This is a genomic window from Microbacterium sp. NPDC056736 (assembly GCF_042790415.1).
Lineage (GTDB): Bacteria > Actinomycetota > Actinomycetes > Actinomycetales > Microbacteriaceae > Microbacterium.
Genome location: NZ_JBHTZE010000005.1, coordinates 190,121 through 211,480, shown reverse-complemented (window position 1 = coordinate 211,480; position 21,360 = coordinate 190,121). Strand labels below are relative to the sequence as shown.

Below are 21,360 nucleotides of genomic sequence, written 5' to 3'. Positions count from 1 at the left end.
CACGAGGAGTGAGCGGCGGTCCAGGGCGTGAGTCAGCGTTCACCTGCGGGCCGCACGGAGAACCCGTGATAGCACGTGCTCATCCGGGCGAACATGGAACGCCACCCTCGTGCGCGATGAGAACGGTGTCGAAGACGTACTTGCCCTGATCTGATCTGATAACCAACTCTCCAAGGTATGCCCCAGTGCCGGTTACGGCTGGCACGGCAAGGGTTTGATCGGGGGCGGCCCCCTCTTCAACCTCCGGGAGCGCCTTGAGGGCTTCCTGGAACACCAAAACCGCATCCTCGGGCGCGTAGCCGAGAGTGTTCGCCGAGGAGGACTCGATGAGGTCGCGATGCCCATTGAGCGCGGAATCGATGAGGTCGCGCCGAGAGTCCGCGCCGAGGCCGGGTGCAGTCTCCAAGATCGTGGCCGTTCCACAATCAGGATCAGCGAACACTCGTGGAGTGGCCGCGGTCTCGGCGGACAGCGGCATAGGGGACGTGTATCCCGAGACCCAGAACACGGACATCGCGGTCAGCGCGAGCATTGAGGCGACAACTCTCCGTCTAGCCATGGCTGACTCCTCACATGCCGCACGCCCCGGCCGGTGGCGTCAACTACACCACGCGGCTGATACCAAAGCAACGGGCTCCGGGAGACACAACGACGACTCGGTGGACCGGAGCCGCGGTCCTTGCGGCTTACTCGTCTCCAAGTTCCTCGGCAGCCAGTGAGGCGTCCGGCACGCGACCGATGAAGGGTGCCTCATCGCGCGCGAGCCGGTGCTACGCCTGGCTGTCGTCCATCGAGAAGACGTAGTACGAGTGTCCGGGGCCGGCGATTTCCGCAACGCGACCACCGGGGATCTCGGTGATGTCGCCAGCGCTGAGATCGGGGTGCGCGTCGAGCCAGGGCAGCAGGTCGTCGACCAGGTACATGGGTCCGGGGCCGCCCCATCCTTGGGTATCGTCCAGCATGAGCTGGGTCTCCACCTGCGGCATCTGCATCGCGATGGTGTGCTCACCGTCGCGCCACGCCTCATCCCACCCGAGCTTCGTGTAGTGCTCGGCGGCCAGCGTCAGATCATCGACAGGCTGAAAGTAGAAAGTCAGTCGCATGGGTGGCTCCATCATCGAATTACGTTCTGACTGATCGTCACGGTCAGACGCTATCGCCGATGCCGGCTCCGGCTTCCTAGGTTCGCGGCGCGCTCGCCCGCTTACCGGTTCGCTAACGCGCGGGGCGTGCAAGTCGCCGGGGTGCGGGCCGACAGCGCGCGGAATCTGATGTCATTGGCAATGAGCGAGCCGGCCGGTGACACTGTCATCGCGGCGAGGAGGGCGACAACTGCATGAGCTGGATGCTCTACAACGCGGGCAGGCGCCGCCCGCCGAGAAACAGTAAGAGGCTGCTGGCATGGGCCATTGTTGTGTTAATCGTCTGCGCTGCGTTGCTGCCGTTCATTGTCTTGGGCGTCATCAAGGCGTTCGCGGAGGGCGAGGTCATCGGCGGCATCTCTCTCATCGTGGTGTCTGCCCTGCTCGCGTGGGGAGTCGTCGCGGCGGTCACGGCGATGGTCCGCGCGTCCCGGGTGCGATGGACGCGCTGACATTGTCGCGCCGGTTGGTCAGCCACTCCGTGGACACCGGGCAGACCTGCGGCCGATTCTTTCGGTCAGCCACCGCACTGACCTGGAGAGAGTAAGGGGACTGGAACCCGCGACCCAGTCGACCGCAAGTGGGTCCTTGACCGGGCACCCATGCCCGGGTGCCCGGTGAGGATGCTTACTCGGCGAGGGCGATTGTCCATTCGACGTCGTCGGGGAGGTCACGGAACACGGAGAGGTCTGAGGTGATCTCGCCCATGTAGGTGAGGGTGGGGACGGAGCTGGTCTCTTCGTAGATGATTGTGATGCTGTCGCGTGGGTTGTAGTAGACCAGGTCGCCGGGCTGGACGTCCGTGTAGAACGGGCCGTCCTCGGTCATCGGTGCGGGCAGTTCGGTGATGTATTCGATGCCGGAGTTGCGGGACCAGGGCAAGGTGATCGGCAGCATCGCGATGAAGTCCTGGGACACCTGTGTGTCGTTGAGAGTCGCGGTGATGACGGTGTCGCCCGAGGTGAGGGTGATGGCCGTGTCGCCGGTGGCGGGGGCAGCGTCGGCGGTTGGGGTGGACTCGGCGGTCGCGGACGGGCTGGTGGTCTTCGACGGGGCGTTGCTCGGGCTTGCAGCGGTGTCGGTGTCGGCTGCGCATCCGGCGAGAGTGAGGGCGAGTACGGATCCGACGATCAGGGTGATGAGTGGCTTTTTCATGGGTGGCTTCTTCCGCAAGGGGTGGCCGTCGACGGGGAGCGTGGACGGGATACGACGCCGCTTAGTCAGCGGGGTGAGATCACGACGGCTGCGGACTTGGGTCCGTCGCCCTGCATGATCGGCACGGCGGAGCTGCCGGGGTACTTGGCTTCGTAGGCGGCGTCGATCGCTGCTTCGTCGTCGGTGCCGGCAGGCTCGAAGGTGACGTCGTAGAACGTGCCGGAGACCCGCACGCGGCCGGCTTTCTGGGTGATCGCGGCCTGGTACCAGCGGGATGCGGGGCCGTTGGCGGCGCGGACGTAGACCTTGCCGTCCACGACCAGCGCCCAGGTCTGGGTGGGGGTGCCGTAGGTGGTGCCGTCCTCGCGGAACGGGGAGACGTAGAGGTCCTGGTTTGCTTCGATCTTGGCGAGCTGCTCGCCGGTCCATGCGGTCATGACGACCTTTCTTCTAAGAGGGTCCGGGGTGCGGCTTCGGGTGCCGCACCCCGAGTGGGTGGGTTACTGGCCGAGCTCGACGATGACCTGCTCGCTTGAGTCGACGTAGCGGCCGCGCTGCTTCTCCCCGAACGGCCCGTACGGGTAGTCATTCGGGGTCGGTGCGCTGACCTCGTTCAGTCGCGCGGTCGCGTCCGCGTCGAGGATCAGGTCGCCGGCGGGCAGGTTCTGGTCGAGTTGCGTGATGGTCTTCGCGCCGATGATCGGGGCGATCACGCCGGGGCGGTTGCTGATCCAGCTGTACGCGACCTGGCTTGGGGTGACGTCCAGCTGCGCGGCGATGTCGCGGACCACGTCGAGGGTGGCCCAGTTCTGGTCCTTGCCGGCGTAGTCGGCATATATGTGGTCATTCAGCGCAGTACCGGACCCGGCCCGGGTGTCCGATGCGGGCTTCTGTCTCTTGTGGAACTTGCCGCTGAGGAACCCGGCGGCGAGCGGCGACCACGGCAGCAGGCCGACGTTGTTGTGCAGCGCGGCCGGGACGATCTCGTACTCGATCTCGCGGGAAAGCAGGCTGTACTGCGGCTGCAGCGTCACCGGCACCTGCAGCCCGAGCGCCTTTGCGGTGGACAGGGCAAGCTGCATCTGCCAGCCGGTGAAGTTCGACAGGCCGATGTGGTGAATCTTTCCGGCGTGCACCGCATCGTCGAGGAACGTCAGGGTTTGCTCGATCGGGGTCAGCGGATCCCACCCGTGCAGCTGATACAGGTCGACGTTGTCGCGGCCGAGACGCCGCAGTGATGCGTTCAGCGCCCGGTCGAGGTTCCTGCGAGACGAGCCGACCTCGTTGACGTCCGGGCCGGTGCCGAAGCGTGCCTTGGTGGCCAGGACCACCCGGTCGGTGACATCGGCGGGGGGGCGGCGAACCATCGGCCAAGGAGCTCTTCGGATGCCCCGGCACCGTAGACGTTGGCGGTGTCGACGAGGTTTCCGTTGGCTTCGATGAACCGGTCGAGGATCTCGAACGCTTCGGGTTCATCGGTCTCGGTGCCGAATCCCATTGTGCCGAGGGCGAGGTTGGAGACGCTGATCCCGGTACCCGGGAGGGTGCGGTACTTCATGTGTGGTGCTCCGTTCTAGGGGTTATGCCTGGGCGGTGGGCATGGCCCACAACTCGGCGATCGACGATCGTCGCGGCCGGGTGACCATGAACGCGATGCTCTCGGCGATGTCTTCTGGTTCGAGCAGCTCGGGGATGTTCTCGGCTTCGGATGCCAGGAGTTCCTGTTCGACCTCGGAGCTGTTGTGCGATTTCAGCTCGGTCGCCACCGCTCCGGGTTCGAGCACGCCGACGCGGACGTGCTTCTGCGTGACCTCTTGCCGGAGCGCTTCGGTGAAGCCGTTCACCCCGAACTTGGTCATGTTGTACGCCGCGAATTTCGGCCACGCCTGCCGGCCGGCGATCGACGAGATGTTGACGACGTCGGCCACGCCGCGCAGCGGGTGCTCCGCTGCCGCGAGAAGGTGCGGGAGTGAGGCTTTGGTCATGTAGAGCAGACCGCGCTGATTGATCGCGATCATCCGCTCCCAGTCGTCGACATCCTGGTCGAGCACGGTCCCGAGCAGCATCAGCCCGGCGTTGTTCACGAGGATGTCGAGGCGACCGAACCTGTCGACGACGGTGCTGACCGCCTGCTCGGCGTGAGTGCGATCGGTCACATCGGCTTCGACGGCGAGAGCCGTGCCGCCGGAGGTGGTGATGGCGTCCACGAGGGCGTCGAGCCGGTCCTTGCGCCGAGCCACCACGGCGACGGTTGCGCCGTGTTCGGCGAGCAACCGGGCGGTGGCATTCCCGATGCCGCTGCTCGCGCCGGTGACGATCGCGACGGTGCCAGCCAGTTTGGAGTCGATCATGGTGTCCGTCCGGGTCACTCGTCGAAGGCGAGGGAGGCGGACAGGTCGCGGTGCGCGTCGATCTGGCCCTGGATGGTGGCGAGGTTCTTCTCGACACTCTCCATCACGTCGGCGCCGGCGAGGAACCGCAGCGGCAGCTCATCCGAGTCGGACAGGGTCACGAGCGCCTCGGCGAGCTTCTTGGGGTCACCGCCCTGCAGGCCGTTCATGCCCTTCCACGCCTCAATGGTCTGTGCGGTGAGTTCGGCGTAGTCCTCGATGTCCAGGTCGGGCCAGATCGTCGAGGAGCCCTCCACGAGCAGTTCCGTGCGGAAGAACCCGGGCTCGACCGCCATCGTCTTGATCCCGAAACGCTCCACGTCGTACCGCAGAGACTCCATCCACCCCTCCAGGGCGAACTTCGACGCGGCGTACGCGGCGACGAACTCCTGGCCGAGGAGCCCGGCAGCCGAGGTGATGGTGATGACCTGGCCGGAGCGCTGCTTGCGCATCACGGGGAGGATCGCGCGGGTGACGTTCAGAGGACCGAAGAAGTTCGTCTCCATCTGCGCGCGCACCTGGGCAGGGCTGGTGTTCTCGAAGTAGCCGGCGTAGAAGTTGCCCGCGTTGTTTACCAGCACGTCGATCCGCCCGAACCGCTGCACCGCGGCGGCGGCGGCCTTCTGGGCCGCGTCCGGGACGGTGACGTCCAAGGCAACGGCGAGCAGGTTCTCGTGGGCGCCGATCGCGGTCTCCACCTTCGCGGCGTCGCGGCCGGTGGCGACGACAGAGTGTCCGGCGGCAAGGGCGGAGTGGGCGATGTCGACGCCGAGCCCGCGGCCTGCTCCGGTGATGAACCAAACGTTGCTGGCCATGATGTTGCCTTTCTCGAAGTTGGTGGCCGCCCCGACTGGGTGGCTGATGTTTCGAGTCAACGCGGTCCGCCAAGTTTTAGCGTGGCCCCACTTATGGGTGCCCTAGCAGGACCCCTCACCGCGTCGGCGATCGGCGTACCGTCGATGACATGGACACCCACGACGACATCGGCGAGTTCCTCACCTCGAGGCGAGCGAAACTCACCCCCACCCAGGCCGGGCTACCCGACTTCGGTGGCCGTCGGCGTGTCCCGGGACTTCGCCGCGAAGAGGTCGCCCTGCTGGCGGGGATGAGCGCCGAGTACTACAAGCGCCTCGAGCGCGGCAACGCGTCCGGCGTCTCCGAAGCCGTCATCGACGGGATCAGCCGAGCCCTGCAACTCACCGACGCCGAGCACGCGCACCTGTACGACCTGATCCGCACCGCCAACGCCGGCGCCCACCCGCAACGACGCCGAGCCACGACCCGGAAGGCCCAGCTCACCCCCGGGATGCAGCAGACCATCGACGCCATGTCGACCGTGCCGGTCTTCATCCAGAACGGTCGACTCGACGCCGTAGCGACCAACCGGCTCGGGCGTGCGTTGTTCTCCGAGATGTTCGACGACGTGAAGCCACCGGTGAACGCGGCCCGGTTCGTGTTCCTCGACCCCAGAGCGCAGGACTTCTACCAAGACTGGGAAGCCAACACCCGTCAGATCGTCGCCATCCTCCGCGCCGAAGCCGGCCGGTCACCCTACGACCGCCAACTCAGCGACCTCGTCGGCGAACTCTCCACCCGCAGCGACCTGTTCCGCAAACTCTGGGGCGCCCACGACGTCAAAGAACACCGCACCGGGACGAAGAGCATCCACCACCCCGTTGTGGGAGATCTCGACCTCACGTTCCAGAGCATGGACCTCACCTCCGACCGCGGCCTGCAGATGCTGGTGTTCTCCGCCGAGCCCGGATCCGCATCTCACGACCGACTGCAGCTGCTCGCCAATTGGGCAGAGCCCAGCTTTCGTCAGGCAACAGCCGAGCACTGACTGCACACTGCGACTGAAACCGCCTTGCTCGACGGTGGCCAGTGCAAGCGCGAAAGACGGTCCTCGCGCGCACGTGGCCCCCGGTGTCGACCCGAAATGCCTCGATGCCGCGCCGCGGGCGTACGAATAGCCCGAACGCGCGAATGCCCGATGAGCGACCGCCAGTGGCAACTCCGACGCCAGCTCTCCGACTTACGCGAGCACGATCCCAACCACACGCCGCCGAACCGAGCAAGCGAACAGCAATGCACGCAGGCACTTTCTGTGGGTCCTCCTGGGACCGTTGTAAACAAAGGGATCGCGTGACAACCTGGTTACATGGTCCGTGGGCGTCGAACTGCCAAGCGAGATGCCGCCCAGAAGCGGCAATCTGATCAACTCGCGCGCGAAGCGGCGGCGGCGAAAGCTGCCCAGCGTCTGCTCGGCGGCTGGGGCGGCGAGCATGAGGCGCTGAAGCGCCTCGGCGCACTGTCGACCGAACTCGAGCGACTCCACAAGCAGGAGACAGTGCTCCTCCGGGAGCGCGATCAACTCGTTCGCGATCTACGTGAGACGGGGAGTAGTTGGGCATCCCTGAGCTCGCGCACGCGGCTCAGCCGCCAGGCACTGATGAAACGCGCCGCCTCGTAGCTGCGGCGGGCGAGCGGTGGCCACTCTTCTCGACAGCATCCATCCGGTACACTATGACTTAGAAGTCATACGCGAGGAGGTCCGGCATGACGGCTTCGACGCTCATCCGCGCCGCTCGCAAGAGCAGGCGGCTGACTCAACAGCAGCTCGCGGACCGTGCTCGGATCGATCAGAGCAGGGTCTCGCGGTCGGAGCGCGGGCGCGATATCGACTTCGGCACCGTCGAGCGCCTGCTCGCAGGTGCGGGCCATCGTCTGTACTCCGCGCCGACTCAGCGTGACGATGCTGCGGCCGTGGCGGCTGAGATCCGGACGCGTCTCGCGCACGGGAACACGGAACTCGCACTGCGGGCGCTGCTGCAGCTCAATGACAACCTCGTCGCGGAGCACGGACTCGTCCGCGGCGTTCTCGGTCTGGCCGAACCGGAGTCGACGGCTGATCGCGCCTGGGATGCTGCCATCGCCGCCTTGGTTGCGTGGCGCCTGCGTGAGGACGGGCTGCCGGCCCCGGCGTGGGTGGAGGATCCCAGTCGCTACCTCTCCGCGCCGGTTGCGCTGGTGATCGATCCGGCCGATCCGACACCGCCCCTGTCGGAGGTTCCTGAGGAGTTCGCCCGTCGCGGCGTGCTCGCGTGGCGTGACACGTTCGCGAGCGTCTGACCGTGGCAACCACGCTCGACCGCGACGACATCCTGGAAGGGCTCCGCGCGCTCATCGCGGAACTGCGCTCGTCCAACCTCGTCGCGGGCATCCGCCTCGTCGGCGGTGCGGCTCTGGCCCTTCGCCACTTTCCGCGCGGAACGACGCAGGATCTCGACTCGCTACACATCCATCCAGGCAACGACGCCGGCGTCGCCGCGGCAGCGGCGAGGGTCTCCGCGGCGCGAGGGTGGGATCCCGGGTGGCTCAACTTCAACGTCGAGCAGACCGGCGCAATCCCGTCATTTGGGCGACGCTCGATCGCGTGGGAGACCATCTACGATCAGGACGGTATCGTCATCCAGGTCGCAGACAAGGAGGCGATGCTCGCGATGAAGCTGCGCGCCAATCGTCCGGGGCGCGATACCAACGACATCCGTCAGCTGTTGACACTGTGCCGGATCACGACGCTCGACGCAGCGGAAGAGCTCTACGAAGACTTCTACCCGGGTGACGCGCTCACCGACCGTGCCGTGGCCATGGTGACCGCCATTCTGGACGGGGGACTGCCCGAGCATGTTCCCTCGCCAGGACCGGTCGAGCTGTAGTGCCCATTCGTCCGAGCGCAGCCTCCGGATCGATGCGCTCCGACGCCGCGAGTGTAGCGATCACAACCGGCTCCGTTCTCGCCGCTCGCTCCTTCCAGACTCCGCGCTCCGCGCTGCGCTTAGGAGCCGCTCTCGTCGAGCACTCCGCCGGCCGCGATCGCTGGGCGGCTGATTGTCGGATCGGACCGATTTGCCCACAATTTGCCCACATCTGAACGAGATCGAACACGAATGACACCCGTCGAGCCTGCTCGAACCTAGTCGAAAAGCCGCGGAATCCTGCGGAAGCCGGGGGGAATCCGCGGAATGGCGGGGGAGCCTCGGCAGAATTCGATTCCCCCCATCTCCACCAACCGCTGTCATCGGAATCGAAGGCCCAGGCCCTCGCGATACGTCGCGGGGGCCTGGGCCTTTCCGCGCTCCGAGCGAGGTGCTGTGCGCGGCCCTGCGACGGGTGTATCGTGCGGCTGTGCGCCCCGGCGTGGGGCCGGTGCGCGCGGTCGGTGGGGACTGGGGGTTCGCCATGGCTACGAAGCTGCCGTCGTCCGGAGCGATGCCGGAAGGCCAGCACGCGGGGTGCGACACGTCGGGCCTGATTCTCGTGCACCGGATCTTCCGCTGGCTGTACACGCAGCTGCCGATGCTGGTGCGTGAGGTGCAGGCCGGCGATGTGGAGCGCGCGGCGATCGTCGGTCGGTACGCGAACCTGGACTTCTTCGCGCTGCACATGCATCACGAGACCGAGGACATCGCCCTGTGGGACAGGCTGACGTCCCGCGACCCGGGATGCACTCTGCACGTCGATCAGATGCGCGCCCAGCACGCCGTCGTGGCGGCCCAGCTCGCGCGCATCGAGCCGCAGCTGGAGCCGTGGGTCGCCACCGCCGACCCGCGCCTGGGTGCGGCCCTCGCGGCCGACATCGAGGTGCTCCGCGACACGCTGCACGCGCATCTCGCGCAGGAGGAGGACGACATCCTCCCGGTCGCGGGCGCCGTGCTCTCGCAGCAGGAGTGGGACTGGATGGAGGAGCACACCCGCGAGAACCTCGCCGCGCATCGCAAGGAGCTCGGCAAGGACATCATGGCGCTTCAGGTGGGGCTGCTGATCGCGAGCGTCCCGGAGGCGGAGAGGGACGAGTGGATGCACAAGAACATCCCGGCGCCGATCCGACTGCTGTATCTCCTGCTGATGAAGCGCAAGTACGACCGGGCGATGAGGGAGCTGTACCCCGACCGGCCGGTGCCCGCGATGGTGTGAGCGCCATGTGGCGACGCGTCTTCCTCGACGTCCACCTTCCCTTCCCGCCGGAGCGGGTGTTCGCGTACGTCGCCGACCCTGCGCGGTGGCCTGAGTTCGCGCCGGCGGTGGCGTTCCGCCAGCGCATCGGCGACGGGCCGCCGGACGTGGGCAGTCGATGGTGGGCGATCGACCGCATCCTCGGCCCTTTCACCGTGCGGTTCGCTGATGAGCTGGAGGCGATCGATCCACCGCGCAGGGTGGTCTGGCACTCCACCTCGCCGTGGAACTCGCGGGTGGAGTACGTCTGCGTCGCGCAGAGTGGAGGGACGCGGGTGCTCGCCGACTACGAGGGTGACGTCGCCGGCTGGCTGCGGCTGGTGGCCTTGCTGCCCACCTTCGTGCTGGCGAGGATCCTGATGCGAGATTTCCGGGGGCTCGCGCGGGTGCTTGCGGTCGAGGACCGGGACATTCGGGCAGACGGCGTCGCCACCGCTGCGCGCTGAGCGTCCGCGGTCCCATTGCGGGGATGGGGAGGCCTTTACGCGTCGGGCACCCTGCTGTCCACTCCCACGCGGCAGCGCACGGGGATGGCAGGCTGGTGGGCACGACCGAAAGGACAGGCGATGAAGCAGCGGACTCTGGCGGGACGGCAGGTTTCGGCGATCGGCCTCGGGGCGATGCCGCTGTCGATGAACAACGACAAGGAGTATCCGTCGTTCGAGGACGCGGTGGCCACGGTGCACGCCGCCCTCGACGCGGGCGTCACGCTCATCGACACCGCCGACGTCTACGCGCCGGCGTGGGACGAGATGGGACACAACGAGCGGATCGTCGCCGAGGCGCTGCGTACGTGGGACGGCGACTCGACCGGCATCTTCGTCGCGACGAAGGGCGGCATCACCCGCAGCGAGGGCGAGGTCTGGGGGCGCGACGGGTCGGAGGCGTACCTGCGGTCCGCCGTCGAGACGTCCCTCGAGATCCTCGGTGTCGACCGGATCGAGCTGTACCAGTACCACCGCCCGGATCGCTCGCGCGTCTACGGGGACGTCATCGCGTCGCTGGCGAAGCTGCAGGAGGACGGCCTCGTGCGCGCAGTGGGTATCTCGAACGCGAGCGTGGAGGAGATCCAGATCGCGCTCGATGTGCTCGGGGAGGGGAACCTCGCCAGCGTGCAGAACGAGTTCTCGCCGAAGCATCCCGGCAGCATCGGCGAGCTTCGCTTCTGCGCGGACCACGCTGTCGCCTTCCTCCCGTGGAGCCCGCTGGGCGGCACCGGCGGAGGGGCGAGGCGGGTCGGCGAGCGGTTCTCCGTCTTCGCCGACGTCGCCCAGGCGCACGGCGTCAGCCCGCAACAGGTCGTGCTGGCCTGGGAACTCGCCCTCGGCGACCACGTCATCCCCATCCCCGGGGCGCGGCGCGCCGCTTCCATCACCGACTCGGCGCAGGCCGCGGAGCTCGAGCTCAGCGCGGACGACGTCACCCGGCTGTCGGCGTCAGTCGGCATCTTCGACGACTGAGATGCGGCGAGCGGATGCCTCCGACCGGCCAGGATTCGGGCTCGGCGGCGGGGTGCCTTAGGCTCCCGTCATGCCCTCCGACCTCGCTGTGCGGATCGTCATTCCGTGGCGTCCCGCGCCGTCCCGCCTCGATGCCTTCCACCGTGTGACGGCCTGGTATGAAGCGCATTTCCCGGAGGCGGTCGTTCGGACCGTCGACACGGGTGAGGACCCGTTCGTGCTCGCCGCCTGCCGCAACCGCGCGATGGCCGACGCCGCCGAGGACGAGGTCGTCGTGATCGGCGACGCCGACACGATCCCCGAACCCGATGCGCTGCGTGCGGCGATCCGCGCCGCGCGCACCAGCGACAGGGTGCATCTGCCCTACACCGAGTACCGGTGGCTGGGTCGCGCGGGCTCGGCGCAGTACGCCGAAGGCAGGGCGCTCGAGGACTGCGATCACGACCACGTGGTCGGCGCGTGCTCGGGCGTGTACGTCGCCACTCCGCGCACCTGGGCGCGGCACGGCGGGCAGGACGAGCGATTCCGGGGCTGGGGCTTCGAGGACGCCGCGTGGTACCTCGCGCACGAGACCCTCCTCGGAGCCCCGCCGGAGCGCCACCCGGGACGCGTGTACGCGCTGCACCACGTCGGCGAGACGCGGGCCGGCATCCAGTACGACGCGAACGCCGCCCGCATGGAGCGCTACCGGTCGGCCGCCGGCGACCCGGTCGCCATGGCCCAGCTGGTCGGGCTGGCGGACGTGGCCGGCGAAGCGGACATCGAGGAGAGCGCCGCGTAGGCGAGCGTCGGACCCGGCCGCTCGTGCTGGGCCGCCGCTTCTGTACGCAGCGCCTCACGCCCCTGCCAGTCTGGATCTGCGAGTGCGGCGACGGCCTCGGCCAGCTCGTCCACCGTCGCGGTGTTCGGCGCCAGCGACAGGCCCGCACCGGAGCTCTCCACGGCGGCCGCCCCGGCGAACTGGTCGGTCGAGAACGGCAGCACCAGGAGCGGCACGCCCTGCCCGACCGCCTCGGTGATGGAGTTGTTGCCGCCATGGGTGACGGCGAGCGCGGCAGCGCCCAGCAGGCGCACCTGCGGCAGGTACTCACGCACCAGCCAGCCATCGGGCAGCTGCCCGAGCTGGCCCGCCGGGGTGGAGCCCGTCGCGATCGCCGCGCGAAGGCCCGTCCGCGCGATCGCGGCGGCGACCCGTGCCAGGACGTCGCCGCGCACCGACAGGAAGCTCCCGAAGCTCACGTAGACGAACGGCGTGCCGGCGCGGAGGAACTCGTCGACGTCGTGATCGTGTCGCTCGTCGCGCCGGGTCGAGCCGAGGAAGACGTGCGGCGGCAGCGCACGCCCGTCTCCCGCGGCGAGGAGCGCGGGGTAGTTGTACAGCACGACGTCGCCGTGGAGGGCGAACGCATCGGTCACGGCATCCGCTCCGGGGTCGAGCGCGCGAGCCGCCGTGTTCCACTGACCCGCGAAGCGATCGGACACCTCGACGCACAGGCGGCGCAGCTCTGCCAGCTCGGCCGGCTCCGGCTGGAACGCCCGCGGCCAGGCCGACGGGAAGCCGTACACCTCGCCTGGGCCCGGAAGCGCGGACGGGTGGCCCAGCACGACGTCGCCGTAGTCGATGCCGGCGGTGTGGAGGGCCAGGCGCGCGCTGAACGCGAGGTGGTCGACGAGGATCGCGTCGGGACGCACCCGATCGACGACCTCGAGCGTGGCCCTCGCCCGCTCTTCGGGCTGCCACATCAGGTCGGTCAGACGCTCGCGGGCCTGGTAGGCCAGCGTCGGCACCATGCCGTGCCGGGTCGCCTCGAAGAAGCCCTCGAGGGATGCCGCCTCGGCGGCGTCCTGCTCCCTCGTGCGCATGACGCCGGCGTTGGCCCCGCGGCCGAGCGGAAGGTCGACGCGGTCGAAGCCGAAGTCGGCGACGATCGGCGCCGTGGCCGGTCCGGTGGCGACGACGACGTGCTCACCGGCGTCGCGCCAGGCCGTGGCCAGTGCCGCGAGGGGCAGCAGGTGCGAGGCGTAGTCGGGGCTGACGACGAGGAGGGTCATGCGGGCATCCTCGCCGCCCGTGCGAGCTCTGCCTCCTGAGCGACGACCGAGGCGTAGATGGGGGCCAGGGTGGCGGCCATCGCCTGGATCGTGAATCCCTCGGCGACGACGTCCCGCGATCGCCGGGCGCGATGCTCATCGTCGTCCGCCGCGCGATCCAGCGCCGCCGCGACGGCGTCCGTCAAGCGGTCCTGGTCCCACGTCGCCGTGAGGAAGCCGGTGTCGCCGTGGTCGACGTATGTGGCAGGCCCGCCGCCGTCGGGGGCGACCACGACCAGTCCGGTCGCCATCGCCTCGAGCACCGCGAGGCCGAACTCCTCCTTGATGCTCGCGCACACGTAGGCGCCGCCCGCGGCCGCGAGACCCGGCATCCCGAATCTCGCGGCGGCGATCCAGCGCGCGGCGACGTCGTTCGCGCGGTGGCCGGCGAGGATCAGTCCCCGCCGCGCACGCTGGTGCGGAGGGACCACGTCGGCGACGAGGTCGAGCTGCTCCTGCTCGTCGCGCGAGGGCTCGTCGAGGTCGCCGCCGATGACGAGCAGGTTCGCGCGCTCGCTGAGTGACGACTCCGCCCACGCGCCGACGAGCGTCGCCACGCCCTTCACGCGGTGGAGGCGCCCCACGGTGACCAGCAGTGGAAGGCCGCGCCGGTCCTCCGCCAGGTCGCCCAGAAGCGCGGCGAGGTCGCCGAACGCCGCGCCCGCTGCGGCGGCGCCTTCGATGCCGGCGACTCGGGCTTCGGCCACGGCCTGGTCGATCACCTCGAGGTCGACCCCCTCTGCAACCACCGTGTGCCGCTCGCTGCGGGCGTTCATGTCGATGCCGACCAGTTCGCGCATCTCCTGCACCAGATCGGGCCGCGGGAAGAAGACGGTGTGCGACGCGGAGGCGGCGAGGGTCTGCACCAGGCGCGCCCGGAACCAGAAGTGCTCGCGAAGATCCGTCTCACCGAAGCCCTCGCGGGTGAGTGTGCCGGCATCCTCCAGCGACCGGATGACGCTGTGCGGGTCGGGCGCGACCGTGAACACGGTGGGGATGCCGAGCTCGCGGGCCACGTCCGCCGCTGCGAGGCTGCCGACGTCGGCCATGCGCAGGTGCACGACGTCCACGCCGCCTGCCGCACGCAGGACACGGCGGATGCCGCGGCGCGCCGTCACCCGATACGGCCAGGCCGCGGCAGAAGCCACGGGACGGGCAGCGAGAGGGATGCGGCCGTAGACGTGGCCCCTCGATGTCCCGGCCACCCGGAGCAGGTCCTCGGCGCTGTGCTCGAGCGGTCCGCGCGACAGCGTGAGCGCCCGCTGGACGGGACTCGCCTCATCGACCGTCAGCGCGTCGCCCAGCCGCACGAGCAGGGTGGCGATGCCGCCGTTGTCACCGGCGCCGACCGCCGACAGCGAAGGGTCGATGTCGGCGTGGAGGAACAGCTGCGCGACGGTGAGCCCGCGCGCACCGCGGTGAGCGGCAGGTGCCGGGTCGAGGTCGATGAGGGCGAGCCGTGCCGCCGCCGCCAAGCGGCCCCCGGCGGCCACCACCGTGCCGAGGTCGTCGTCGAGTCCCGCGGTGTCACGCCGCTGACCCAGCGCGGCGATCGCCGCCTCGCGGGCCTCGTCCGACTCGCGGGGATCGAGGGCGACCTCGCGGAGGAGCCGGGTGGCGATGGGCTGGCGGATGAGGCCGAGGGTCTCGACCAGGGTCGCCCGGGACGAGGCATCCGTCATGCCCAGCAGCGCGGACTCGATCGCGATCGCGAGGGCCTCGCCCGCGGCGCCCGACCACTTCTCGATGGTGTGCTGCGCGAGCATCCCCGAGAAGCCGCCCTCGGCGACCAGGCCGAGCAGGCGGCCCACCGCCTCGAGCCGGGGCAGGCTCTGGCCGAGCGCCCAGGCGGCGTGCTCGCGGATGAAGGCCCGGGGGTCCGACAGCAGGCCGACGAGCCGGCGGAGCGCTTCTTCGTCGTGCATCTCCGCCAGCGCGTGCACCGAGGCGATCGCGGCGATGTCGTCGCTGCGGGCGAGCGCGGTCAGCAGCACACGCAGGGTGCGCACGCTGGGATCGCGTCCGGCCTCGAACGCCACGTCGTCGGCGGCCCGGAGCGCCTCGACGATCGTCGGCGCGTGGAGAACCTCATCCATCGCGGTCTGGACGCCCACGTGTCACCTGCCTCCCCGCGCAGGGCGGGTCTGCGCTGTCCACAGCGTATGCCGCCGGCCGGGCGGCAAGGCATGCTTGACAACGAGCCCGGATCGGTGCTCGTCACCGACGCCGCGGAACCGCGACCGGCGCGTCCTTCCTGAACGGAGAGCTATGACCGTGCTCACCATCGGCGACATCGGCGTGGTGTCGGGGATGATGCACATCGGCGATGAGGCGATGTTCGAGGCGGCGCGCGACGAGCTCGCCGCGCGCGGGGTCGACATCGTGGGGGTGTCCTCGGCACCCGCCGAGTCCGAACGCCGCTACGGCGTGACCATGGTGCCCCGCCTCGGGTTCGCGGGCATGGATCGTGCCGCCTCGCAGGCGCGGCTGGAGGAGTTGACGGATGCCGCGGCCGGCCGGGGTCGTCTGGCAGCAGGTGACCCCGCCGAGAGGGTGCTCGCTGCTCTGGATCGCGTCTCGGGCGTCCTGAACGCGGGCGGGGGCAACCTCGCCTCGCGGTGGCCGGTGCACATCTACGAACGCAGCGCGCTGGTCGCGATGGCGCGCGCCCGCGGTCTGCCGGTGGTGGTGACCGGACAGACGTTCGGGCCCGACCTCGAGCACGGCGACGAGGAGCGGGTCGCGAGCCTCGTGCGCGCGGCGGCACTGACGAGCGTGCGCGAATCGGTGTCGGGTGCGCTCGTGCGGTCGTGGGGCCTGCCGGTCGTGGAGGGGGTCGATGACGCGTCGTTCCTCGGCTGGCGGAGTCCGGCCGAGACCGGCGGGGGCTCCGGGGCGGTGGTCGTCAGCCTGTCGGGCTGGTTCGCCGGCCGCTCCGCCCCCGACGTCGAGCAGCGGATGGCGGAGCTGGTCGACCACGCCGCGCGCACGGTGGGGCCGGTGGTCTTCCACGCGCACTTCGGCCCCTGGGGGCCGGGGGAGGAGCCGGCCGGCGACGCCGCGCTGCACGAGCGTGTGAGGGCGCGCATGACCGAAACCAGCAGGGTGCTGCCGACGGGCGACTCGGTGCCGGCGGCGTCGCTCGCGCGCTCGGCCCGCCTGCTCATCACGAGCCGCTACCACCCGGCCGTGTTCGCTGCACCCGCCGGAGTGCCGGTGGTGGCGCTCGCGGCCGACGACTACACGCGCATCAAGTTGTCGGGGGCCCTCGCCCACTGGGGTCAGAGCGAGGTGCAAGACCTCGACGCGCTTCCTGCCTCAGCGGTGGACCGTGCGGATGCCGGGCGGGATGCCACGTCCGCGGCCGCGCGCGAGCGCCTCGAGGGGCTCCGCTCGGCGGCCGCCCGGTGGTGGGACGACGTCGCTGGGGTGCTCGCCGGGTGATGCGCTGCCGGCGACGCAGCGTCGTGCCGGGGATGCCAGACTGGCGCGATGACCGCGCCCACACCGCCCCTGCAGATCGTCCGGATCATCCTGCGGGTCGTGCTCGGCGGATTCCTGGTCTTCATGGGGCTGTCGCACCTGTTCTGGGCCCGCCGCGGCTTCCAGGTGGCGGTGCCGGACTGGGCGGCGCGCGTCAGCGGCCTGGACAAGGACGCGATCGTGGTGGCCTCGGGCGCTGTGGAGGTGCTGCTGGGCGCGGCTCTGGTGGCGCTCCCTCGGGAACGACGCAGCGTCGGTGCGGCGGTCGCGGGGTTCTTCGTCGCGGTCTTCCCCGGCAACGTCCACCACTGGCGCACCGGGACGCCGGTGCCTCTGATGCGCTCCGATCGCGCGAGGTTCGTCCGGCTGTTCCTGCAGCCCGTGCTCATCGCGTGGGCCCTGTGGAGCGCCGGTCCGTGGCGGGCGGGGCGCTGACCGCCTGGCCGGCAGACGTGGCGGGGGCTCTCCGGGTCCTCAGCGTCCCGCGGTGATCTGCTGCGAGCCGATCACCGACAGCAGCTGCAGTCGTTCGTAGCTCTCGGTGCCGGGCGACGCGGTGAGTACGAGGAGCGTCTGGCCCTGCTCGGGATCGATGAGGAACTGGCACTGCATCTCCATCACGCCGACCTCGGGATGCTGCAGCCGCTTCTCGCGGGGATGGGTGCCGCGCACCTCGTGCTCCTCCCAGAGCGCGGCGAACTCCGCACTGGTCGCCAGCAGATCGTCGACCATCACACCCGCGCGCGACCGAGCACCGAACTTCGCGTACGCCGTGCGGATGTCGGCTGCGAATGCACGGGACAGGCCGTGGTGATCTTCCGCGGGGTACACGTCGCGGGCAGACGGGTCCACGAACCACCGGTAGCCGACGCTGCGCATGCTGCCCTCGAAACGCGTCTCGTCGCCGAACAGCGCTCGTGCCGCGGGCGTCTGCGCGAGCGTCTCGCCCAGTTCGGTCATCACCTGCGCGGGAGTGTCGGCGAGCCGGTCGAGGATCCGCATGAGGCCAGGGGAGACGTGCTCGCTGCGCAGCGCGCGTGCGGGCGCGGTGTGGCCGGCGAGGCGGAAGAGGTGGTCTCGTTCATCCAGCGTCAGCCGCAGGCCGCGGGCGATGGCGGCGAGCATCTGCTCGGAGGGCTGGGGCCCTCGGGCCTGCTCGAGACGGCTGTAGTAGTCGGTGGACATGTCGCACAGCGCCGCGACCTCTTCGCGACGCAGGCCGGCGGTGCGCCTGCGGGCGCCGCGTCGCAGGCCCACGTCCTCGGGCTGCAGCGCCGCCCGGCGGCGGCGCAGGAAGTCGGCGAGCTGAAGCCTGTCCATCACCCGAGTCTCCGGCATCCGTCGCCCCGCAGCCAGGGATCCGCGGTCCCTCCCTGCGCCGAGCCGCGGCGGCGTCAGCTCACGCGCCCGCTCCCCGCGGCCGGGGAGCGGGCGGCGGCGGCACTCTCTTCGCGGCGATGATCGCACCGCGGGGGATGCGCTCGACCCCGCGCTTGCCGTCGACGAGGACGGTCTCGGAATCGGCGCTCAGCAGCGGCCCGAGGGCGTCGGTCGCCTGGCCCGTCGGGAGCAGGTAGCGCACGACGACGCGGTGGCCGGGTTCGGGAAGCTCGATCATGAGGGTTCTCAGACGATCCCCTGGGTGCGGATGTCCGTCTCCAGGCTCTTGCCGTTGAGGTCGAGGTAGATGCGCCGCTCGGTGATCGAGACGGTCATCGTGTTGCGCCGCTCGAGCTCGGCGGCCGCGGCGTCGACGAACCCCGGATCGAAGCTGTGGAGGCGGATCTCTTCCGCGCGATGGATCCGCTTGCCGGCCCACGGCGCCGCGACCTTCGCCGGATCGCGATGCGTGTACACCGCGACGCGCGCGGCCTGCATGCTGCCGGAGTGGAGCCGCGCGGCATCCGGCGCACCCACCTCCACCCATGCGGTGAGCGCCCCGGTGAGGTCGCGGGCGAGCACCGCCGGCTCGTCGGTCGCCGAGATGCCCTCGCTGAACGCGATGCCCTCCTCGTACTCCAGGCAGTACGCCAGCACGCGCGTCATCAGGAAGGCGTCGGTCTCGGACGGATGCCGCGCCACACGCACCGACAGATCCTCGTAGACGCCCCGATCGACGTCGGCCAACTGGATCGCAAAGGTGTACATCGTCGCGCCGACCGCCATAGCGTTCGAGCCTACGCGGTGACGTCGTGACGTCCAGACGCGGGTGGTTGCTGATGTTCTGCCAAGGTTTCGAGGAGATTCGCTGAAGATGGCCTAGGTTGACTCCATGGCTGGGGAGCTGACGGGAGTGCGGGGCGCGTCGCGAGGGCGGCGTCTCGCAGTGATCGCGGTGATCATGCTGGTGTGGCTGGCGATCTTCCTGGTGGGAGGCCGCGCCTTCAGTCAGCTGAACGATCTCGGCACGAATGACCGGGTGCAGTTCCTGCCGGCGAGCGCCGAATCCACGTCGGTGCAGGAGCAGCAGTCGAGATTCCGCGCGGAGGGCTTTTCCTACGCCGTGGCGGTCTTCACGTTCGACGCGCCCCTCGACGACCACGCAGCGCCCCTCATGGAGCGCGCGATCCAGCGCATCGAGCCCATCGCGGGCGTCGCGCTCTTCCGGGCGACGCCGGTCATCGTCTCGAAGGACCGGCTCGCAGCGGAGCTGGTGATCCCGGTGGACGCGGACAGCGAGCTCGATCAGGCCGTCCACAGCCTGCGGGAGGGACTGGATGAGGCGGTTCCCGGTGCGACAGCGGTCTACATCACCGGCGGCGCCGGGTTCGCCGCCGACATCATCTCGGCGTTCGCCGGCATCGACGGACTGCTCCTGCTCGTCGCCCTGGGTGCGGTGCTGGTCATCCTCATCGTGGTCTACCGGTCACCGCTCCTCCCGCTCATCGTGCTCGCGACGAGCATGTCGGCCCTGTGCGGAGCGGTGCTCGTGGTGGCCGGCCTCGCCCGATCGGGGGCGATCCTCCTCGCCGGCCAGACGCAGGGGATCCTGCTGATCCTCGTCATCGGCGCCACCACGAACTACGCCCTGCTGTACATCTCGCGCTACGCCGAGGCGCTGACGCGGCACCGGTCGCGGTGGAGTGCCACGTGGGACGCGCTGGAGCGGTCGTGGCAGCCGATCCTCGCCTCGGGACTCACCGTCATCGCCGCCCTGATGGTGCTCCTCGGGAGCCGGCTCGACTCGAACCGGACGCTCGGCCCGATCGCATCCATCGGCATCGCCTTCGCGCTGCTGGCGTCGTTCACGCTGCTGCCCGCGCTCCTGTGCTCGGCCGGCAGGGTCGCGTTCTGGCCGCGCAAGCTGACGGCTCGCCCGTCCGACGCCATCCTCTCCGGCACCGGCGTGTGGTCGCGCCTGGCACGCCTCGTGCGGCGGCGACACCGCGCCGTGTGGGTCGTGACCTCGCTCGTCTTGGCCGTGATGGCGCTCGGCGTGACGCAGCTGAAGGCGGAGGGCTCGCCATCGAGTGAGTACGTGACGGGGCAGTCGCAGGCGAGGGAGGGCCTCGCGGCCCTGGCCGCGCACTATCCCGCGGGGGCGGGAACGCCCGCCGTGGTGATCGTCGACGTCGACCGTCTGCTCGAGGCCGTCGTGGCGGTCCAGGAGGTGGACGGCGTCGATCACGTGCGGATCGCGACGCTCGGCGGCCCGGCTCCCATCACGGCGGGCGGCGTCCGGCCCTTCGCCGCGGGTTCGGGGGTCGCGCCCGCGCCGCTCGTGCTCGAAGACCGCGTACTGCTCGAGGCGACGCTCACCTCCGCCGCGGACACCCCCGAAGCCGAGCAGACCGTGAAGAGGCTGCGGGTCGCACTGGACGAGGTCGGCACCGACGTGCTCGTGGGCGGTCAGACCGCGATCGACGTCGATGCGAACGCGGCGGCGATCACCGACCGCACCCTCATCATCCCCGCGGTCCTCCTCGCGATCGCCCTCATCCTCATGCTGCTGCTGCGCTCGGTCGTCGCGCCCCTCATCGTCATCGGCAGCGTCGCGCTCTCCTTCGCCGCGGCTCTCGGCGTGTCCGCCGTCGTCTTCAACGCGGTGCTCGGGTTCTCGGGGGCGGACCCGACGGTGCCGCTCTTCGCGTTCGTGTTCCTCATCGCCCTCGGCGTGGATTACAACATCTTCCTGATGACCCGCGCGCGGGAGGAGACGATGCGCCACGGGCCGCGTGAGGGTGTGCTTCGGGCTCTCGTGCTGACCGGGGGCGTGATCACCTCGGCGGGCATCGTGCTGGCGGCCACCTTCGCCGCGCTCGGCGTGCTGCCGCTGCTGTTCCTCGTCCAGATCGCTTTCATCGTGGCCTTCGGAGTGCTGCTGGACACGTTCGTGGTGCGCACGCTGCTCGTGCCGGCACTCGCGTACGAGCTGGGGAGCCGGGTGTGGTGGCCCGGTCGAATCGGGCGCGCGTGGGCTGAAGAGACAGCCGAGGGGGCCACCTTGCGAATGCCTTCAGAACACCTTAAGAACGCATCAGGCTGGTCGAATCCTGCAGATCAACCCGAGAAACACTTGATGTCGGGGTCGACCAGGGAGTAGACAGAGCACCAGACGTTTTGCCGACGTCTGCGCGGCCGGCTCGGGGAAGCCGGGTGCATCACTGGGGATATGGGTGGAAA

23 protein-coding genes and 1 pseudogene are annotated in these 21,360 nt (G+C 69.7%); 11 read left to right on the top strand and 13 right to left on the bottom strand.

All coding sequences use genetic code 11. The features are described 5' to 3' along the window. Nucleotides 1–79: 79 nt before the first annotated feature. Both ACFRAL_RS12160 and ACFRAL_RS12155 read right to left on the bottom strand, forming a co-directional pair. Complete coding sequence (locus tag ACFRAL_RS12160) at nt 80–559, bottom strand: hypothetical protein (RefSeq protein ID WP_378883198.1); 480 nt, start codon at nt 557–559, stop codon at nt 80–82. Nucleotides 560–770: 211 nt separating this feature from the next. Beyond that, nucleotides 771–1,103: a hypothetical protein gene (locus tag ACFRAL_RS12155; RefSeq protein WP_378883195.1), complete on the bottom strand. Its 333-nt coding sequence runs from the start codon at nt 1,101–1,103 to the stop codon at nt 771–773. Nucleotides 1,104–1,336: 233 nt separating this feature from the next. Here ACFRAL_RS12155 and ACFRAL_RS12150 point away from each other — a divergent pair, with 233 nt between their 5' ends. Then, nucleotides 1,337–1,594 carry a hypothetical protein gene (locus ACFRAL_RS12150; RefSeq protein ID WP_378883192.1) on the top strand — a complete coding sequence of 86 codons (258 nt, stop codon included), beginning with the start codon at nt 1,337–1,339 and terminating at the stop codon, nt 1,592–1,594. A 175-nt stretch (nt 1,595–1,769) separates the two neighbouring features. Here the strand turns inward: ACFRAL_RS12150 and ACFRAL_RS12145 are convergent, their stop codons facing one another. The 6 genes and pseudogenes from ACFRAL_RS12145 to ACFRAL_RS12120 all read right to left on the bottom strand — a co-directional run bounded on the left by ACFRAL_RS12145 (nt 1,770) and on the right by ACFRAL_RS12120 (nt 5,502). Beyond that, entirely contained in the window at nt 1,770–2,297 is a 528-nt protein-coding gene (locus ACFRAL_RS12145; protein WP_378883189.1) for a cyclophilin-like fold protein, read from the bottom strand. Nucleotides 2,298–2,362: 65 nt separating this feature from the next. Then, nucleotides 2,363–2,734, bottom strand: a complete 372-nt coding sequence (locus tag ACFRAL_RS12140) for a DUF2255 family protein (RefSeq protein ID WP_378883186.1) — start codon at nt 2,732–2,734, stop codon at nt 2,363–2,365. A 63-nt stretch (nt 2,735–2,797) separates the two neighbouring features. Further along, nucleotides 2,798–3,664 carry an aldo/keto reductase gene (locus tag ACFRAL_RS12135; protein ID WP_378883184.1) on the bottom strand — a complete coding sequence of 289 codons (867 nt, stop codon included), beginning with the start codon at nt 3,662–3,664 and terminating at the stop codon, nt 2,798–2,800. A gap of 47 nt (nt 3,665–3,711) precedes the next feature. Beyond that, nucleotides 3,712–3,795 (bottom strand): annotated as a pseudogene (locus tag ACFRAL_RS12130) (hypothetical protein); the annotation flags it as partial. A gap of 82 nt (nt 3,796–3,877) precedes the next feature. Then, nucleotides 3,878–4,666, bottom strand: coding sequence for an SDR family oxidoreductase (locus tag ACFRAL_RS12125; RefSeq protein ID WP_378883181.1), 789 nt, complete (start codon nt 4,664–4,666; stop codon nt 3,878–3,880). Continuing rightward, the gene (locus ACFRAL_RS12120) at nt 4,663–5,502 is read right to left on the bottom strand and encodes an SDR family oxidoreductase (protein ID WP_378883178.1); all 840 of its coding nucleotides are present in this window, start codon (nt 5,500–5,502) and stop codon (nt 4,663–4,665) included. The genes ACFRAL_RS12125 and ACFRAL_RS12120 overlap by 4 nt, the downstream gene beginning before the upstream one ends. Nucleotides 5,503–5,651: 149 nt before the next feature. On the opposite strand from ACFRAL_RS12120, the gene ACFRAL_RS12115 reads away from it, so the two are divergent. From ACFRAL_RS12115 to ACFRAL_RS12085, 7 genes are all read left to right on the top strand, one after another. After that, nucleotides 5,652–6,530, top strand: coding sequence for a helix-turn-helix transcriptional regulator (locus ACFRAL_RS12115; protein WP_378883176.1), 879 nt, complete (start codon nt 5,652–5,654; stop codon nt 6,528–6,530). A 716-nt stretch (nt 6,531–7,246) separates the two neighbouring features. Further along, complete coding sequence (locus ACFRAL_RS12110; RefSeq protein WP_378883174.1) at nt 7,247–7,819, top strand: helix-turn-helix domain-containing protein; 573 nt, start codon at nt 7,247–7,249, stop codon at nt 7,817–7,819. Nucleotides 7,820–7,821: 2 nt separating this feature from the next. Next, a complete protein-coding gene (locus ACFRAL_RS12105; RefSeq protein ID WP_378883171.1) occupies nt 7,822–8,406 on the top strand; it encodes a hypothetical protein in 585 nt (194 codons plus the stop codon). A 523-nt stretch (nt 8,407–8,929) separates the two neighbouring features. Continuing rightward, the gene (locus ACFRAL_RS12100; protein WP_378883169.1) at nt 8,930–9,664 is read left to right on the top strand and encodes a hemerythrin domain-containing protein; all 735 of its coding nucleotides are present in this window, start codon (nt 8,930–8,932) and stop codon (nt 9,662–9,664) included. Nucleotides 9,665–9,669: 5 nt separating this feature from the next. Continuing rightward, nucleotides 9,670–10,149: an SRPBCC family protein gene (locus ACFRAL_RS12095; RefSeq protein WP_378883166.1), complete on the top strand. Its 480-nt coding sequence runs from the start codon at nt 9,670–9,672 to the stop codon at nt 10,147–10,149. A gap of 120 nt (nt 10,150–10,269) precedes the next feature. Further along, nucleotides 10,270–11,163: an aldo/keto reductase gene (locus ACFRAL_RS12090; RefSeq protein WP_378883163.1), complete on the top strand. Its 894-nt coding sequence runs from the start codon at nt 10,270–10,272 to the stop codon at nt 11,161–11,163. A gap of 70 nt (nt 11,164–11,233) precedes the next feature. After that, on the top strand, nt 11,234–11,944 hold the full coding sequence (locus tag ACFRAL_RS12085) for a hypothetical protein (RefSeq protein ID WP_336396844.1): 711 nt from the start codon (nt 11,234–11,236) through the stop codon (nt 11,942–11,944). Here ACFRAL_RS12085 and ACFRAL_RS12080 read toward each other — a convergent pair. Further along, nucleotides 11,848–13,215 (bottom strand): glycosyltransferase, encoded by a 1,368-nt coding sequence (locus ACFRAL_RS12080; protein ID WP_378883160.1) that lies wholly within the window; start codon nt 13,213–13,215, stop codon nt 11,848–11,850. The two genes, ACFRAL_RS12085 and ACFRAL_RS12080, sit on opposite strands and share 97 nt — an antisense overlap. Further along, nucleotides 13,212–15,368, bottom strand: coding sequence for a glycosyltransferase (locus ACFRAL_RS12075; protein WP_378883158.1), 2,157 nt, complete (start codon nt 15,366–15,368; stop codon nt 13,212–13,214). The genes ACFRAL_RS12080 and ACFRAL_RS12075 overlap by 4 nt, the downstream gene beginning before the upstream one ends. Nucleotides 15,369–15,522: 154 nt before the next feature. Here ACFRAL_RS12075 and ACFRAL_RS12070 point away from each other — a divergent pair, with 154 nt between their 5' ends. Together ACFRAL_RS12070 and ACFRAL_RS12065 are read left to right on the top strand one after the other, a co-directional pair. Further along, nucleotides 15,523–16,698 (top strand): polysaccharide pyruvyl transferase family protein, encoded by a 1,176-nt coding sequence (locus ACFRAL_RS12070; protein ID WP_378883155.1) that lies wholly within the window; start codon nt 15,523–15,525, stop codon nt 16,696–16,698. A 48-nt stretch (nt 16,699–16,746) separates the two neighbouring features. Further along, nucleotides 16,747–17,172 (top strand): hypothetical protein, encoded by a 426-nt coding sequence (locus tag ACFRAL_RS12065; protein WP_378883152.1) that lies wholly within the window; start codon nt 16,747–16,749, stop codon nt 17,170–17,172. Nucleotides 17,173–17,211: 39 nt separating this feature from the next. On the opposite strand, the gene ACFRAL_RS12060 is transcribed toward ACFRAL_RS12065, so the two are convergent. The 3 genes from ACFRAL_RS12060 to ACFRAL_RS12050 form a co-directional block, all read right to left on the bottom strand. After that, complete coding sequence (locus ACFRAL_RS12060; protein ID WP_378883149.1) at nt 17,212–18,057, bottom strand: helix-turn-helix transcriptional regulator; 846 nt, start codon at nt 18,055–18,057, stop codon at nt 17,212–17,214. A 79-nt stretch (nt 18,058–18,136) separates the two neighbouring features. Further along, a complete protein-coding gene (locus ACFRAL_RS12055) occupies nt 18,137–18,355 on the bottom strand; it encodes a hypothetical protein (protein WP_378883147.1) in 219 nt (72 codons plus the stop codon). A gap of 8 nt (nt 18,356–18,363) precedes the next feature. Continuing rightward, a complete protein-coding gene (locus tag ACFRAL_RS12050) occupies nt 18,364–18,903 on the bottom strand; it encodes a YaeQ family protein (protein WP_336396850.1) in 540 nt (179 codons plus the stop codon). A gap of 106 nt (nt 18,904–19,009) precedes the next feature. Here ACFRAL_RS12050 and ACFRAL_RS12045 point away from each other — a divergent pair, with 106 nt between their 5' ends. Continuing rightward, entirely contained in the window at nt 19,010–21,280 is a 2,271-nt protein-coding gene (locus ACFRAL_RS12045) for an MMPL family transporter (protein WP_378883144.1), read from the top strand. Nucleotides 21,281–21,360 lie beyond the last annotated feature (80 nt).